This is a genomic window from Chloroflexota bacterium (genome assembly GCA_015478725.1).
GTDB lineage: Bacteria > Chloroflexota > Limnocylindria > Limnocylindrales > CSP1-4 > C-114.
Window position 1 is genome coordinate 519,486 of record JADMIG010000001.1, and the last position, 13,889, is coordinate 533,374.

Below are 13,889 nucleotides of genomic sequence, written 5' to 3' on the forward strand. Positions count from 1 at the left end.
GGGCTCGCCCGAGGATCAGGCCGAGCGCTCGTCGATGTACTCGGCCGCGTCGCCGACGGTCCGGATCTTCTCGGCGTCCTCGTCGGAGATCTCGGTCCCGAACTCCTCCTCGAGGCTCATGATGAGCTCAACGAGGTCGAGCGAGTCGGCATTGAGGTCGTCAACGAACGAGGCTTCCGGCTTCACCTCGTCCTCGTCGACCCCGAGCTGCTCGACGACGATCTTCTTGAGGCGCTCGTACGTATCGCTGGCCACTGATGCTCTCCTCGTGGGTGGGCTGTCGTCTCGTTCGGGTCGCGGGGTCGTGGTGCGGTCGTCGGCCCGGCTCGCGCTCAGCTGCGCGGCGCCGTCTCCCGCGAGATCCGCCCGAGGACGCCGTTCACGAGACGGCGCATCGGGTCTCCACTGTAGATCCGTGCCAGCTCGACCCATTCGGCGATCGCCACCCGGGCCGGCGTCGCCGAGTGTAGCACCTCGCCGAGCGCGCAACGGAGCAGTGCGCGATCCATCCGGGCGAGGGACACGACGGGGTACTGCGGGGCGGCCGCCGCGATCGCCGCGTCGATCTCCTCGCGATGCTCGACCACGGCCGACACGATCCGGCGCGCGAGCTCCGCAGTCGCCGCATCGCCTTCGGCCTCGGCGAGGTGCCGCTCGAGGACCGCCGACGGGGTGCGCTGGCCGAACTCGGCCTCGAAGATCGCCGCGAGGGCGAGCCGCCGGGCGGCTCGGGCGGCCCGACTCCGATCCGTCCGAGGGCCGGCCCCCGCCCGTTGACCGGGCCGTCCCTCCGGCATCAGCCGTCGACGCCGTCGACGACCACGTCGATCGTCCCGACCGTCAGATCGAGGAGGCGCTCGAGCGTGGCGGCGACCGCGGCCCGGACGGCGCGGGTGAGCGGCTCGAGCGGCTCGGACGCGCGAGCCACGATCGTCACCCGGACGGTGACGATCCCGTCCACCATCGTCAGGCGCACGGCACGCCCGGCCACGGCTCGTCGCGCGACGGGTCCGCCATACGCGACGCGGATCACACCGGGTACCTCGAGGGCCGCCCGGCGGACCATCTCGACGACGACGTCGCGCTCCACCGCCAGCCGAGGTGCGTTCACCGGGGGTCCTCCGTGGCGGCGTCCGTCGCGGACGGTGCGGCCCTGAATGCATCGGCGATCGCGTCCGGGATGCCGGTCCGCGCGGCCGCGGCCCCGACCGCGACGGCGTACGAGATCATCCGCCGCCGGGCCCGGCCGTGGGTGATGAGGACCGTGCCGCGAACCCCGAGGAGCGGCGATCCGCCGAGTCGTTCGTAATCGAAAACGTCGCGGATCCGGGCGATCCCCGGTCTGAGGAGGAGGTAGGCGAGCCGGCCGCGAAGATCGCGCTCGAACTCGTCGCGGAGGAGGCCGCGGAGGATGAAGCTCGAGAGGCCCTCGAAGAACTTGATCGTCACGTTGCCGACCGCCGCGTCGCAGACCACGACATCGGCCACGTGGTCGACGAGGTGGCGTCCCTCGATGTTGCCGATGAAGTCGAGGTCGGTCCCCCGCAGCCGCTCCGTCGCCTCCTGGACCCGTGCCTCGCCCTTGCCGGCCTCCTCCCCGATCGAGAGCAGCGCGACGGACGGCCGGGCGACCCCGAGGACCCGCTCGGCATACAGCGCGCCCATCCGCGCGTACTGGGCCAGATTGAGGCCGGTCGAGTCGGTCGTCGCGCCGATGTCGAGGAGGACGAACGGACCCTTCGCGGTGACCATCTGGACGGCGAGGGCCGGCCGATCGACGCCCGGCAGGCGGTGCAGGTGGAGGATCGCCGATGTCACCCCGGCGCCGGTGTGGCCGGCCGTCACGACGGCGTCCGCCTCGCCCGAGCGGACCAGGTTCATGCAGACGTTGATCGAGGCGTCACGCTTCCGACGGACCGCGGCGGCCGGGTGTTCGTCCATGTCGACGACGGTCGCCGCATGGACCACCTCGACGTTCCGCGGCGCTGACGGACCGAGAAGACCGCGGACGCGCTCTTCGTCACCGACGAGGATGATCCGGTCGGCCGGGTGCCCCTCGGCGTAGGTGACGGTTCCTGGTACCACTTCGGTCGGACCATGGTCGCCGCCCATCGCGTCGACGGCGACACGGACGACCCGATCCGGTGCGATGGTCCGGACGGCGCTCAGATCCACCGGGGCCCGCCGACGTGGTCTCGGACGCGCGGACTACGACGAGGCGTGCTCGTCGCTCGATCGCTTGAGCTCGATCGCCGGGCGTCCGTCGTAGTAGCCGCAGTTCGGGCAGGCATGGTGCGGCCGCTTGGGCTCGTGACAGTGCGGGCACGCATCGAGCTGCGGGAGACTGATCGCGAGATGCGCTCGCCGCTCCCCCTGTCGCGCGTGCGAGACGCGTCGCTTCGGGACACCCATGACGTGGAGACTCCTTTCGAGCGCGTGCGCCGGGCGGAACGCACGGCCGGTCGCCCCTGATCGAGGATCATCGTCCGGCCGCGGACGGGCGAGGTCGGCAGCAGGATGCGCTGAGGCGAGAGTCTACCCGGTCCCGCGATCCGACGTCACCGGCCCGCGGGCGGCACCGTCGCCCGCGGGGGCTCTCTGGCGCTCAGGAGGGGGACGCCTCCCGGAAGGCCGCCAGCGCCGCGAGCCGTGGGTCGATCTCCGTGTCCGGGTGCTCGTGGGGACCGGTCGCGAGCTCCACGCCGCAGATCGGGCAGAGGCCCGGGCAATCCGGCCGGCACAGCGGAGCGATCGGCTCCGCAAGCGACAGGAGGTCGCGGACCGGGCCGCCGAGCGCCAGCTCATGGTGGTCCGTGAGGCGGACGATCTCGGGATCCGTGCCGATCGGCAGGACGAGGCCGGTCGCGATGTCGACGGAGGGCCGCACCTCCTCCTCGAGATCGACGGTGACCGGGATGTCGATCGCCCGGAGGCAGCGGCTGCATTCGGCCCACAGCCGCCCCGTCAGCCGACCGGTCGCGAAAAGCCCGCGCTCGGTGCGGATCGCCTCGATCGTGCCCTCGAGCGGTCCGGACTGGCGGAGCCCATCAGCAAGAGTGAGCACGACACCACGCACCGGGAACGTGCGCCGCGATCCGGCCGGCTCGGACATGAGTCTGGCGACGTTGAACGTGAGGGCTCCCGCCGGATCCGGATCCGGTCGGCGATCGGTGTCGATCACGCGCGTCGGGCCGGCCCCACCTCGGCCGCACGGGGATCGTCGTACGGTTCGTCGTCGCGGTCGTCCGGCGACGCTTCGCCGTCCTGGAGCGCGGACCGCCGCTCATCGAGCAGGGCGATGCCGCGCTTGATGCTCTGGAGGGTCTTCACGACGTCTCCCTCCAGGCCGATGAGGACGGACGCGGCGTACTCATCCGCTCCTCGCCTGATCTCCTCGCCGTCGGCCTCGGCCTCGCCGACGATCCGACGGCTCTCGGCCTCCGCGACCTGGGTCAGTCCACGTTCGTCGATGAGGAAGGCTGCCTGCTCCTGGGCCCTGGCGATGATCTGCTCCGCCTCCTCCTGCGCTTTCTCGATGATCCGCTCGCCCTCGGAGTTGATCCGTTTCGCGGCTCGGACCTCCTCGGGCACGGCCACGCGCAGCTGGTCGACGAGGTCGAGCGCGGCGGCCTGATCGACGACGACGCTGCTCGTCAGGGGCAGCTTCTTGCCGTTCGCGATGATCGACTCGAGGCGCTCGACGAGGAAGATGATGTCGATGGAACCGCCCTCCTGTCTGCGGGTGCGCGACGCGGGTTGTCGGGATTATGGCACGGAGGAAGGCTCCGTCAGCCGGTCCTCCGCCCACCGAGCGATGCGAGCGCCTCGAGCGCCGCCGACGGAACCATCCCGGACACGTCGCCCCCGAACGCGGCGATCTCCCTGACGAGGCTCGAGCTCACGTAGCCGTGCTCGAGCGAGGTCATGAAGAAGACGGTATCGATCGACGGCGCGAGGACGCGGTTGTTGTGGGCGAGCTGGATCTCGGATTCGAAGTCGGAGATCGCGCGGAGGCCGCGGACGATGAACCCCGCCTCGTGTCTCCGACACAGGTCCACCGTGAGCCCGTCGAACGCCTCGACCGAGACGCGGCCGGCGGTCGACGCGTCGAACCCGCTGTCAAGTGCGTGCCGAATGATCTCGATGCGACGGGCCGCCGGCAGGAGCGGCTGCTTCCGCGGATTGGCGAGGACGCCGATGACGAGGCGGTCGAAGACGGCGGCCGATCGACGGACGACATCGAGATGCCCGTTGGTCACCGGATCGAACGAACCCGGGTAGACCGCGACGGTGGCGGCGCTCATTCCCTCTCCTCGATCCGACGGTGGAACGTGAGCGTCGTCTCACCGAAGCGCCGCTCGCGTTCCGATGCTAGCAGCCCGATCCGCTCCGGGGGCCGATCCCGCCAGAAGTGCTTGCTCACGACCCGGGCTCCCGGACCGAGCGGTGCGTCCGGCTCGCCAAGGAGGTCGAGGACGGCGCGGAGCACGTCAACGTCGGCGTACGGCGGATCGACGATGACGAGGTCGAACGGTCCCCGCTCCGAGGCGCGCCGCAGCCACCCGAGGACATCGTCCCGGACGACGACGGCAGACGATCCGCCGAGACCGGTCGTCTGCAAATTCTGTTCGATCGTCCGGCTCGCGCCGATGTCGAGCTCCACGAAGACAACCCGACGGGCGCCGCGCGACAGCGCCTCGATGCCGGCCGCCCCGCTCCCGGCGAACAGGTCGAGGACGTCCGCTCCCGGCAGGTCGGGCTCGAGGATCGCGAACAGCGTCTGCTTGACGCGGTCGGCGAGCGGACGGGTCCCGGGCCCCGGAGCGCGGAGTCGACGGCCCGCCGCCGATCCGGCAACCACCCGCCCGGCGTCAGCCACGGCCCGACGCTGCCCCGGCGGATCGGTCGGAAGACCACACCTCAGGTGCCGCTCGCTGGCTCGGCCGTCGACAGCCGGGCGAGCCAGCCGCTCTCGATCTCGCGCCCCAGCGCGGCGGTCTCCGGCCCGCGAAGCGCCCCGTCCGCATCGAGGAGGCGCTCCGCATGCGCTCGCGCGGCGATCGCGAGTTCCCGGTGTTCCTCGCGTTCGAGCGATGCGACCCGAAGTCGCGGGAAGCCACTCTGGGCGAAGCCGAGGACGTCCCCCTCGCGGCGAAGGGCGAAGTCCTTCTCGGCGAGGGCGAATCCATCGCGCGTCTCCGCGAGCGCCTCGAGACGCGCGCGGGCCACGGCGTCCGTCGTGTCGGAGACGAGGACGCAGAAGGACTCCGCCGTCCCGCGGCCGACTCGCCCGCGGAGCTGGTGGAGCTGGGCGAGACCGAACCGATCGGCACCCTCGATGATCATCATCGTGGCCGCCGGCACGTCGACGCCGACTTCGACGACGGTCGTGCCGACGAGCACGTCGAGGTCGCCGTCGCGGAAGCGGGTCATGACCGCGTCGCGGTCCAGCGCCCGCATCCGACCGTGGACGAGTCCCACCCGCAGCGGCGCGAGGAGCGTGGTGAGGCGCTCGGCCTCGGACTCGGCCGCGACGGCGGCCGACGAGACATCCTCTTCGGCCTCGCCGGGCGCGACGTCCCCGGCATCGGCAGCGATGAGCGGCACGACGACGAACGTGCGGTGCCCGTTCGCGGCCTCGTCCCGGACCCGGGTCCAGGTACCCGCGACGCCGTCGGGACGACGGATGCCGGTCCGGACGGGCACCCGGCCCGCGGGTGGCGTGCGGAGATCGGACACGTCGAGATCCGCGTACAGCACCTGGCCGACCGTCCGCGGGATGGGTGTCGCGGTCATGAGAAGGACGTGCGGTGCCTCGGAGCCGGCCTTGGCCTCGAGCCGGCCACGCTGCTCGACGCCGAACCGGTGCTGCTCATCGATGATCGCCAGGCCGAGCCGGGCGAATGTCACGCCTTCGGACAGGAGGGCGTGCGTCCCGATGACGATCTGCGCCTCTCCTGATGCGATCGCCGCGAGGGCCGTCCGGCGGGCGTCCGCGGCAAGGGAGGCCGTGAGGAGCACGACCCGGACCCCCAGGTCCGACACGAGGTCGCCGATCGTCTCGGCGTGCTGCCGGGCGAGCAGGTCCGTCGGGGCGAGGAGCGCACCCTGCCGATGGTCGAGGGCGCTCAGTGCCAGAGCGTGGGCGGCGACCGCCGTCTTCCCGGAACCGACGTCGCCCTGGAGCAGGCGGAGCATGGGCTCGGTCCGGCCGAGATCGGCCCGCAGCGCGTCCATGGCCGACGTCTGGTCGGGCGTGAGCTCGAGGGGTCGACCCACCCGCCGCTCGAGGGCCGCCCGGAGCGCCATCCGGACGCGGGCATCCGTCTCGTCGGAGGCCTCGATCGCCGCCCCGCGGCTTCGTCCTCGCTGGCGCCGGCGCCCGACCATGCCGATCTGGAGCGCCAGCAGCTCGTCGAAGGCGAGTCGCCGCAGCGCCCGGTCGCGAGTCTCGAAGGATTCGGGGAAATGCGCGGCCTCGACCGCTTCGGCAATCCCGACCAGGCGCTCCGTGGCCCGGATCCCGCTCGGCAGATACTCCTCGAAGCCCGGTCCTGCGCGATCGAGTGCATCGCGGATCGCAGACCGCAGGCGCGCTGCGTTGAGGCCGGTCGTGAGCCGATATACCGGGACGATCCGTCCGGCGGAGAGGATCGCGCTGCCGTCGTCGACCTCGAAGTCCGGGTTCTCGATGAGCGGCGCGAAACCACGCTGGCTCACCCGTCCCGACACGATGACCGGCGCGCCGGGGGCCAGCCGCCGCTCGATATAGCGCCGACCGAACCAGACCACCTCCGCCTCACCGGTCTCATCGACCAGTCGGGCGATCGTCCGCTGGACCCGTCGGCGGAACGTCGGCTGCACGTGGAGGTCCGACACCGTCGCCCGCACGCTCACGATCTCGCCGTCGTCGAGCGATCGGAGCTCGGCGATCCGACGCATCCGGCGGAGATCGTCATAGCGGCGCGGCAGATGGAAGAGGAGATCGCGGACCGTCGCGACACCGAGTCGCGGCAATGTCCGCCGCAGGACCCGCTGGGCGGCGAGACCGCTCTGCGCTATCGGTGCCCGAAGCAGCGCGGCGGGCGCGAGTGGCGATCGGGCGACGCCGGGCGCTTCGGCCGCCGGACTCCCGCGCGCCGCCGAACGCGTGGCGCGCCGCGTCCCGGAGCCGTCGGGGCTCCCTACCAAACCGCGATGAGGTACGGGTAGAGCGGCTGTCCACCGTGGGCGATGTCGACCTCGACGGACGGAAAGGCTGCGCCGAGCTGCCCGGCGAGCGCCTCGGCATCGCCGAGGTCCACCCCCTCCCCATAGAGGAGGGTCACGAGCTCGAACGGACGACCGAGTGCTTCGAGCGCGCTGACGACCGCCTTCGCGCGATCGCGATCCGCCGCCACGACGCCATCGTCCGGGTCGAGGACGATCGTCTGACCCTGGCGCACCTTGTGGCCGCCGAGCCGAGCGTCGCGGACCGCCGTCGTCACCTGGAACGTGCGGACCGCCCGACTCTGCTCGAGCATCCGCCTGAGGTTGGCCGCGACATCGAGGCCGGGCGCCACCGCGAGGATCGCCTCGAGGCCCTCGATCGGGTTGCGGGTCGGGACGATGTGGACCGGCCGCGTCGCGAGCTCAGCCACCTGATGGGCGGCGAGGATGACGTTCCGGTTGTTCGGAAGAATGATGATCTCGGCCGCGTTGAGACGGTCGATCGCCGCCAGGAGCTCTCCGGTCGACGGGTTCACGGACGGTCCTCCGCGGACGATCGCGGCAGCGCCACGATCGCGGAACTCCTTCTCGAGACCCTCGCCGGAGACGACGGCCACGACGGCGAGCGCGATCGTCGTCCCATTCCGCGCCCGCGGATCAATCCACATGGATGCGGGTGTCGGAGCCACCGCCGGCCGATCTGCCCCCCCGTGACGCGCCCGCCCGTCCGCGGTCAGGCCGCGACCCGCGACGTCATCATCCGCTGGGGCCGGGATCGCGGCGGAGGCGGCGAGCGCGCCTGCGCCGACGAGATCGTCCACCCGGCGATCGAGCATCGCGCGCGATTGGTGGTCAAGGTTGACGACCGTGATGTCCGTGAGATCGCCGAGCGCGAGCCCGTAGGCGAGGATCTCGTCGGGTCGCTCGTTGTGGACGTGGACCTTGGCCTCGTTCAGATCCCCGGCGACGATGACCGACTCGGCGAGGCTCGAGAGCCGGCCGCGCATCGCGTCGAGGTCGAGCGGACCATGACCGTTCGGCCGCACGAAGAAGACCGTCTCGTACCCGTGACCGTCATCCGCATGGGCGACGAGGTGCGAGAGCCGCGCGGAGGATCCCGCCCGGCCGCCGTCGACAGGCGCCTCGCCGACGAGATGGAGGAGCGCCCCCTGGAACAGCCGATATAGCCCCTGACCACCGGAATCGACGACGCCCGCGTCGCGAAGGACCGCCAGGAGCGATGGTGTCCGCTCGACCGATCGGGCCGCGGCGTCGACGGCCGCGGCGAGGACCGTCTCAATGTCCTGGTCACGCTCAGCCACCGTCCGCGCCGCCTCGGCCGCGTCCCGGATCACGGTGAGGATGGTCCCCTCGACCGGTTGACTGACCGCACGATAGGCCTGCTCGACGCCCTTGCCGAGCGCGTAGGCGAGGTCCAGCGCGTTGAACCGGACCTTGCCGGCGAGACCGTCCGCCATGCCGCCGAAGATCTGACTGACGATGACACCGGAGTTGCCGCGTGCTTCGTGGAGGGCCCCGCGCTTGATCGCCGACGCGACCTCGCCGGCCGTCGAGCCCGCGACCGCGTCCGCCGCCGCCAGGGCACCGCGCACGGTCGTGAGCATGTTCGAGCCGGTGTCACCGTCCGGGACGGGGAAGACATTGAGCGCGTTGACCTCGTCGACGTGGCGCTCGAGGTTCGCCGCGGCCGCAGCGAGGGCGGACCGCAGCCCGGAACCATCGCACCACACCCGCGTCACGCCGCACCCCCGACGACGGTTCCGGCGTCGGCCGCCGGGGATGACTCGCTCGCAGTGTCGGTGGGGGTCGCGACGGGGACCTCCGGGATCCGGCCCGGCCGATACTCGAGGCCGGCCACCGTGATCGACACGACTCCCACCTCGCGCCGGAGGTCGCGACGGACCGCGTAGCGCACCGCCGAATCGACCTGCCGAGCCACCTCGGCGACCGGCAACCCGGAGGCGACTTCGAGCGCGAGCCCGATCCGCAGCGAGCCGTCGATCGCGATGTCGATCCCGGGTTCCCTGCCGGTCACGCGACGGACGACGCTGGCCCGGATGCCGCGATCGGCGAACCCGACGACGCCATAACTGTGGCGGACCGCTGCGGCGACGATCTCCTCGATCGCCCGCCGGGTCACGACCGAGCGACCGGTCGCGGGACGGTGGACCATGACGATGAGCACCCTCGGTTCGGTCGGGACTCGGACCGACCCGTGGTATGGTACGCGCTCGTCCACGACCGACTCGGCCCCGAACGTCCCACGTTCCGCAATCTTGAGGACCAGTATGGCCCGCGCCTGTGCGATCTGCGCGAAAGTCTCGATGGGTGGCTACAACCCCCAGTCGTCCGGGATGAACCGCGTCCGCGCCCACCGTCGCTACCAGCCCAACCTCCAGCCGCTCCTCGTCTCCGAGGGAGGGGTCGTGTCCAGGCGTCTCGTCTGCACCCGCTGCCGCCGCACCCAGCTGAAGAACGTCCGGTAGCGTCGCTGTCGACGCGGCGAGCCGACCGGCGGTGGCCGGCTCGTCTATCCGTCGTCAGCGCGCCTCGCGCCACGCCCGGGCTTCGTCGAGCCAGGCGGCGCGGGCCGCTCCGAATCGCTCCTCGACGAGCGGCTCTGCGGCGAGCGGCACGCTGAGGTCGTAGTCCCGCTCACCATCGGCCCCGGCCGGCCCGTCCCCACGAAGCATGATCACCGGGATCCCGCCTTCCTCGATGTCCGCCATCGCCCGGGCGGCGATCGGGCGCGGCAGGCGGACGAACGGCGTCCACCGATCGCGCGACACCGGCGCCTTCCCATCGTTCAGGCTGAACTGGTACCCCTCGTCGGCGAGGGTGCGGATGAGGCGGATCTCGCGGGCCATGTCATGGCCCTTGACCCACAGCGCGGACCCGACGGCGAGGATATCGGTCCCCTGCGCGCCGACAAACTCAGCCGTCTCGCGATTGACTCCCCCATCGACATGGATCTCGCCCCCGTGCGCCCGGTGGCGCAGATAGCGTCGCGCCGCCAGGAGCTTCCCGGCCGCGATATCGCGCATGAACGGCTGCCCACCGAAGCCGGGTTCGATGGTCATGATCATGACGATGTCGAGGAGTTCCGCGTACGGCTCGAGCGCCGTGAGCGGCGTCGCGGGCTTGATCGCCAGCCCGGCGGCCCTGCCGGCGGCGTGGATCGCCCGGAGCGTCGGCTCGATGGGTTCGTCGATCTCGACGTGGATCGTGATCGAGTCGCAGCCGGCCTCGAGGTACTCGTCGAGGTAGCGGCCCGGGTCGGTGATCATGAGGTGAGCGTCGAACGGGAGTTCAGTCCGCCGTCGCAGCGCCTTGATCGTCTTCGCCCCGAACGTGAGGTTCGGCACGAAGTGGCCGTCCATCGCGTCGAGGTGGAAGCGATCCGTGCCGGCCCGCTCTGCCCGCCTGATCGCGTTCGCCAGGTTCCCGAAGTCCGCATCGAGGATGCTCGCGGCCACGCGAGCGCGCCCCTCCGCCATCAGGGGGCATCCGCCGCGACCGCGACCCGGGAGCCGCCCCGGCCCGAGCCATCGTCGACGACCGGCGAGGGCTCGCGGCTGCGTTCCCCGCGGAGTGCCGCGGCGCTCGCGATGACGAGCAGTTCGCGGCGGCGTCCGACGGCCCGTGCCGGCGGCTCACCGGCATGCTCGGCCGCGAGCTGGCCGCATGCCGCGCCGATCTCCTGGCCACGGTTCCGCCGGATCGTCACCGGGATGCCGGCAGCCGCGACCAGCCCGGCGAACGCCTCGATCGTCTGCATCGGGCTCGCCGTCCACGGCGTGTGCGCGACGGGGTTCATCGGGATGAGGTTGACATGGGCGAGATCGCCCTGGAGGAGCGTCGCCAGCGCGTCCGCATCGGCCGGGGTGTCGTTCACGCCGGCGATCATCGTGTATTCGTAGCTGATCCGTCGTCCCGTGGCCGCGGCGTGGTCTCGGGCGGCGGACACGACCTCGGCGACCGGCCAGCGCCGATTCAGTGGCACGAGGACGTCACGGAGCGAGTCGCGCGCCGCATGGAGGCTCACCGCGAGGGTGAAGCGCGCACCGAGCGCCGTGAGCCGACGGATCCCCGGCACGACGCCCGAAGTGCTGACGGTGATGTGCCGCGCCCCGAGACCGAACCGCTCCGGGTCGGCGAGGGCCTGGACCGCCTCAAGGACACGGTCGAGGTTGAGGAGCGGCTCTCCCATCCCCATGAAGACGACGTTGGTGACGACGCGCCCGTCGGCCGCCAGACGACGGGCCGCCGCGCGCACCTGGTCGACGATCTCCGCGGTGGTCAGGTCGCGCCCGAAGCCGAGTTCGCCAGTCGCACAGAACGGGCAGCCGACGGCACAGCCGACCTGGCTCGAGATGCAGACGGTGTGCCGCTCCCGGCGACCCACCCGCGGCGGGTAGTGCATGAGGACGGACTCGACGAGGGCGCCGTCGTCGAGTCGATGCAGCGCCTTCTCGGTGGCCCCTCCGTCCGACGGCAGGACCTCCGTCGCCTCGAGTGTGTCGAGGCGGTACGCGCCTGCGATCCGCTCCCGAAGCGCACCCGGCAGCGGATGGAGATCTGCCGCGACGAGCGCGTGGCGACGCCAGAACGCCTCCCCGAGCTGCGCGAGGCGGTAGGCTGGTGCGCCGTTCTCCGCCAGCCACGCGGCGAGGGCCGCCGGGTGGACGCCGGCAAGTCCCGGTCGATCTGTTTCGACGTGCGGGCCGGGCGCGGGGGGCGGTGTCAGGATGCTCGTCATGGGCGCGGATTGTCGCACGAGCCGACCCCGGACTCCGGCGGCCGGCATCCTGCCAGAGGGCAGCCGCGAAGCCCGACCCACCCTGCGTCTCGCCGCCTGCGACCGACCGGCTTCGACCGACCGCCTGCCGTCTCATCTGTTCATCCACCGAACGCTCGGTCCGGGATGGAGCGGTGGCGCCGTGACCATCGTCTCATCAGCTCATCCACCGAACGAGCGAGACGGATCCGGCGCTCGGCGGCGCCTGACACCTCTCGGATCACCTGCCCGCCGCACCAACGTTCCCCCGATGAGCATTTGAGACGCCATCCGGCCTGCGCCACTCCCAGAGGCGGACCGAACCGGGGGTTTCCGCGCATGGATGCACCCCGAGCCCTGCTCAGACGTCCCGAGCCCCTTCAGACGACGCGACCACCGGCGACCGCCGGCCGCCCTCGAGCGAACGCCGATCCTGTCATCGGCCGCCCGCCGGCAGGTTGGACTTCCTCGAGACGGAGCCGGCCCTCGACTGTCACGAGCTCGAGGCCGGCCGTCGCGGCGACGAGTGTCCCGACCGGCGGACGGTCGTGTTCGCCCGTCTCGGGGATGACCTCGACTCGACGAACGATGAGGCGTCCGACCGACGTCTCGAGGTGGGTGCCGGGCCACGGATCGAACGCCCGGACCCGACGCTCGAGATCGCGGGCCGGGACCGTCGGATCGAGCCGGCCGTCGGCCCGTCGAAGCGGCCGCGTCATCGTCGCCGCCGCGGCATCCTGGACGTGGGGCACCAGCGCGCCTGCCAGCCACGGCCCGAGCGTCCGGCCGACGAGAGCGACGCCGACGCGGGCTGCGTGCACCTCGACCTCCGGCGCCCGCTCGCGCCCCGTCAACGGCCAGCGCTCGGCCGCGACGATCGGTCCCGTGTCGATGCCCGCGTCCATGGCGATGATCGTCACCCCGGTCTCCGGGTCGCCCGCGAGGATCGCGGCCGGGATCGGCGACGCGCCGCGCCATCGCGGCAACAGCGACGGGTGGACGTTGAGGATCCCGTGGCCGAGGAGGTCGAGGATCGTCAGGGGCACGATCAACCCATAGTCGGCCAGGACGCCGACATCCGGCCGGAGCTCGGCGATCGCTGCGGCCACGCCCGGATCGCGGAGGGTGGTCGGGGCGATGATGGGGAGGCCGAGGTCGTCGGCCCGAACCCGGACCGGCGCCGGTCGAAGGACGCCGCCTCGACCGCTCGGTCGCTCGGGGATGGTGACGACGCCGACGAGGCGGATCCCCGGTGACGTCGCGAGCCGCTCAAGGATCGGGACCGCGAAGCCGCCCGACCCGAAGAACACGACCCCCGCGGGCTCGCTCACGCGAGTGCGGTGGCGCGCGCCTCGATCTGCTCGTCCTCGTCCCCGGGTCCCACCGCGATCAACTCGTCCATCGAATCGAGGTAGTCGATGTACAGCTTCCCGTCGAGATGATCGAGCTCGTGCTGGAGCGCCCGACCGAGGAGCCCCGACCCGGCCACCCGGACCTCGCGGCCGAAGCGGTTCTGGGCGACGACCCAGACCCGCTCGCGACGGGTGATATAGGCGACGTAGCCGGGGATCGAGAGACAGCCCTCGAGATCGCGGTCGTCGCCGGTCGCGCGCACGATCGCCGGGTTGATGAGCTCGTGGAGCTGGTCCTCGACCTCGATGACGCAGACCCTGAGCGGCTCGCCGAGCTGGGGCGCGGCGAGTCCCACCCCCGGAGCGTGGCGCATCGACTCGGTGAGGTCGTCGAGGAGCTCGTGGAGCGAGCGACCGAAGCTGTCCACGGGAAGGCCCTGGAGACGAAGCCTCGGGTCGCCGAGAAGGACGATCGGTCTGACGCTCATGGCCGCGAAGTATATCGGAGGGCGGCTGCGCCGCCGCTCGGC

The 13,889-nt window shown here is 71.8% G+C and carries 17 protein-coding genes; 1 reads left to right on the forward strand and 16 read right to left on the reverse strand.

Annotated features, from left to right (window positions below; translation table 11 throughout):
* Window positions 1-15: 15 nt before the first annotated feature.
* The 12 genes from acpP to IVW53_02445 form a co-directional block, all read right to left on the reverse strand.
* Window positions 16-432, reverse strand: a complete 417-nt coding sequence (gene acpP / locus IVW53_02390) for an acyl carrier protein (GenBank protein ID MBF6604420.1) — start codon at window positions 430-432, stop codon at window positions 16-18.
* Window positions 333-797, reverse strand: coding sequence for a transcription antitermination factor NusB (gene nusB, locus IVW53_02395; GenBank protein ID MBF6604421.1), 465 nt, complete (start codon window positions 795-797; stop codon window positions 333-335). Before nusB ends, acpP begins: the two co-directional genes overlap by 100 nt.
* A complete protein-coding gene (locus tag IVW53_02400) occupies window positions 797-1,111 on the reverse strand; it encodes an Asp23/Gls24 family envelope stress response protein (GenBank protein MBF6604422.1) in 315 nt (104 codons plus the stop codon). Before IVW53_02400 ends, nusB begins: the two co-directional genes overlap by 1 nt.
* Complete coding sequence (gene plsX, locus IVW53_02405) at window positions 1,108-2,175, reverse strand: phosphate acyltransferase PlsX (GenBank protein ID MBF6604423.1); 1,068 nt, start codon at window positions 2,173-2,175, stop codon at window positions 1,108-1,110. The genes IVW53_02400 and plsX overlap by 4 nt, the downstream gene beginning before the upstream one ends.
* 33 nt (window positions 2,176-2,208) lie before the next feature.
* Window positions 2,209-2,412 carry a 50S ribosomal protein L32 gene (rpmF, locus tag IVW53_02410; protein MBF6604424.1) on the reverse strand — a complete coding sequence of 68 codons (204 nt, stop codon included), beginning with the start codon at window positions 2,410-2,412 and terminating at the stop codon, window positions 2,209-2,211.
* Between the two features lie 193 nt (window positions 2,413-2,605).
* The gene (locus tag IVW53_02415) at window positions 2,606-3,181 is read right to left on the reverse strand and encodes a DUF177 domain-containing protein (protein ID MBF6604425.1); all 576 of its coding nucleotides are present in this window, start codon (window positions 3,179-3,181) and stop codon (window positions 2,606-2,608) included.
* Window positions 3,178-3,597, reverse strand: a complete 420-nt coding sequence (locus IVW53_02420; GenBank protein ID MBF6604426.1) for a hypothetical protein — start codon at window positions 3,595-3,597, stop codon at window positions 3,178-3,180. Before IVW53_02420 ends, IVW53_02415 begins: the two co-directional genes overlap by 4 nt.
* A 191-nt stretch (window positions 3,598-3,788) precedes the next feature.
* Window positions 3,789-4,304, reverse strand: a complete 516-nt coding sequence (gene coaD, locus IVW53_02425) for a pantetheine-phosphate adenylyltransferase (protein MBF6604427.1) — start codon at window positions 4,302-4,304, stop codon at window positions 3,789-3,791.
* Window positions 4,301-4,879, reverse strand: a complete 579-nt coding sequence (gene rsmD / locus IVW53_02430; GenBank protein MBF6604428.1) for a 16S rRNA (guanine(966)-N(2))-methyltransferase RsmD — start codon at window positions 4,877-4,879, stop codon at window positions 4,301-4,303. The genes coaD and rsmD overlap by 4 nt, the downstream gene beginning before the upstream one ends.
* Window positions 4,880-4,920: 41 nt before the next feature.
* Entirely contained in the window at window positions 4,921-7,191 is a 2,271-nt protein-coding gene (locus IVW53_02435; protein ID MBF6604429.1) for an ATP-dependent DNA helicase RecG, read from the reverse strand.
* Window positions 7,185-8,969, reverse strand: a complete 1,785-nt coding sequence (locus IVW53_02440; protein ID MBF6604430.1) for a DAK2 domain-containing protein — start codon at window positions 8,967-8,969, stop codon at window positions 7,185-7,187. The genes IVW53_02435 and IVW53_02440 overlap by 7 nt, the downstream gene beginning before the upstream one ends.
* Window positions 8,966-9,469, reverse strand: a complete 504-nt coding sequence (locus tag IVW53_02445; protein ID MBF6604431.1) for an Asp23/Gls24 family envelope stress response protein — start codon at window positions 9,467-9,469, stop codon at window positions 8,966-8,968. The genes IVW53_02440 and IVW53_02445 overlap by 4 nt, the downstream gene beginning before the upstream one ends.
* A gap of 37 nt (window positions 9,470-9,506) precedes the next feature.
* Between IVW53_02445 and IVW53_02450 the strand changes: the two genes are divergently transcribed.
* Window positions 9,507-9,716, forward strand: a complete 210-nt coding sequence (locus IVW53_02450) for a 50S ribosomal protein L28 (protein ID MBF6604432.1) — start codon at window positions 9,507-9,509, stop codon at window positions 9,714-9,716.
* A 54-nt stretch (window positions 9,717-9,770) separates the two neighbouring features.
* Here the strand turns inward: IVW53_02450 and IVW53_02455 are convergent, their stop codons facing one another.
* The 4 genes from IVW53_02455 to def all read right to left on the reverse strand — a co-directional run bounded on the left by IVW53_02455 (window position 9,771) and on the right by def (window position 13,847).
* On the reverse strand, window positions 9,771-10,727 hold the full coding sequence (locus IVW53_02455) for a ribulose-phosphate 3-epimerase (GenBank protein ID MBF6604433.1): 957 nt from the start codon (window positions 10,725-10,727) through the stop codon (window positions 9,771-9,773).
* Window positions 10,727-11,989 carry a 23S rRNA (adenine(2503)-C(2))-methyltransferase RlmN gene (gene rlmN, locus IVW53_02460; protein ID MBF6604434.1) on the reverse strand — a complete coding sequence of 421 codons (1,263 nt, stop codon included), beginning with the start codon at window positions 11,987-11,989 and terminating at the stop codon, window positions 10,727-10,729. The genes IVW53_02455 and rlmN overlap by 1 nt, the downstream gene beginning before the upstream one ends.
* 398 nt (window positions 11,990-12,387) lie before the next feature.
* Window positions 12,388-13,338 (reverse strand): methionyl-tRNA formyltransferase, encoded by a 951-nt coding sequence (gene fmt, locus IVW53_02465; GenBank protein MBF6604435.1) that lies wholly within the window; start codon window positions 13,336-13,338, stop codon window positions 12,388-12,390.
* Window positions 13,335-13,847 (reverse strand): peptide deformylase, encoded by a 513-nt coding sequence (gene def, locus IVW53_02470; protein ID MBF6604436.1) that lies wholly within the window; start codon window positions 13,845-13,847, stop codon window positions 13,335-13,337. The genes fmt and def overlap by 4 nt, the downstream gene beginning before the upstream one ends.
* Window positions 13,848-13,889: the final 42 nt, after the last annotated feature.

What these genes read in the sequence shown, in the direction of transcription:
- acpP (MBF6604420.1), bottom strand. Translation starts at nt 432, where the DNA reads ATGGGTCGAGCTGGCACGGATCTACAGTGGAGACCCGATGCGCCGTCT.
- nusB (MBF6604421.1), bottom strand. Translation starts at nt 797, where the DNA reads ATGCCGGAGGGACGGCCCGGTCAACGGGCGGGGGCCGGCCCTCGGACG.
- rpmF (MBF6604424.1), bottom strand. Translation starts at nt 2,412, where the DNA reads ATGGGTGTCCCGAAGCGACGCGTCTCGCACGCGCGACAGGGGGAGCGG.
- coaD (MBF6604427.1), bottom strand. Translation starts at nt 4,304, where the DNA reads ATGAGCGCCGCCACCGTCGCGGTCTACCCGGGTTCGTTCGATCCGGTG.
- IVW53_02455 (MBF6604433.1), bottom strand. Translation starts at nt 10,727, where the DNA reads ATGGCGGAGGGGCGCGCTCGCGTGGCCGCGAGCATCCTCGATGCGGAC.
- rlmN (MBF6604434.1), bottom strand. Translation starts at nt 11,989, where the DNA reads ATGACGAGCATCCTGACACCGCCCCCCGCGCCCGGCCCGCACGTCGAA.
- def (MBF6604436.1), bottom strand. Translation starts at nt 13,847, where the DNA reads ATGAGCGTCAGACCGATCGTCCTTCTCGGCGACCCGAGGCTTCGTCTC.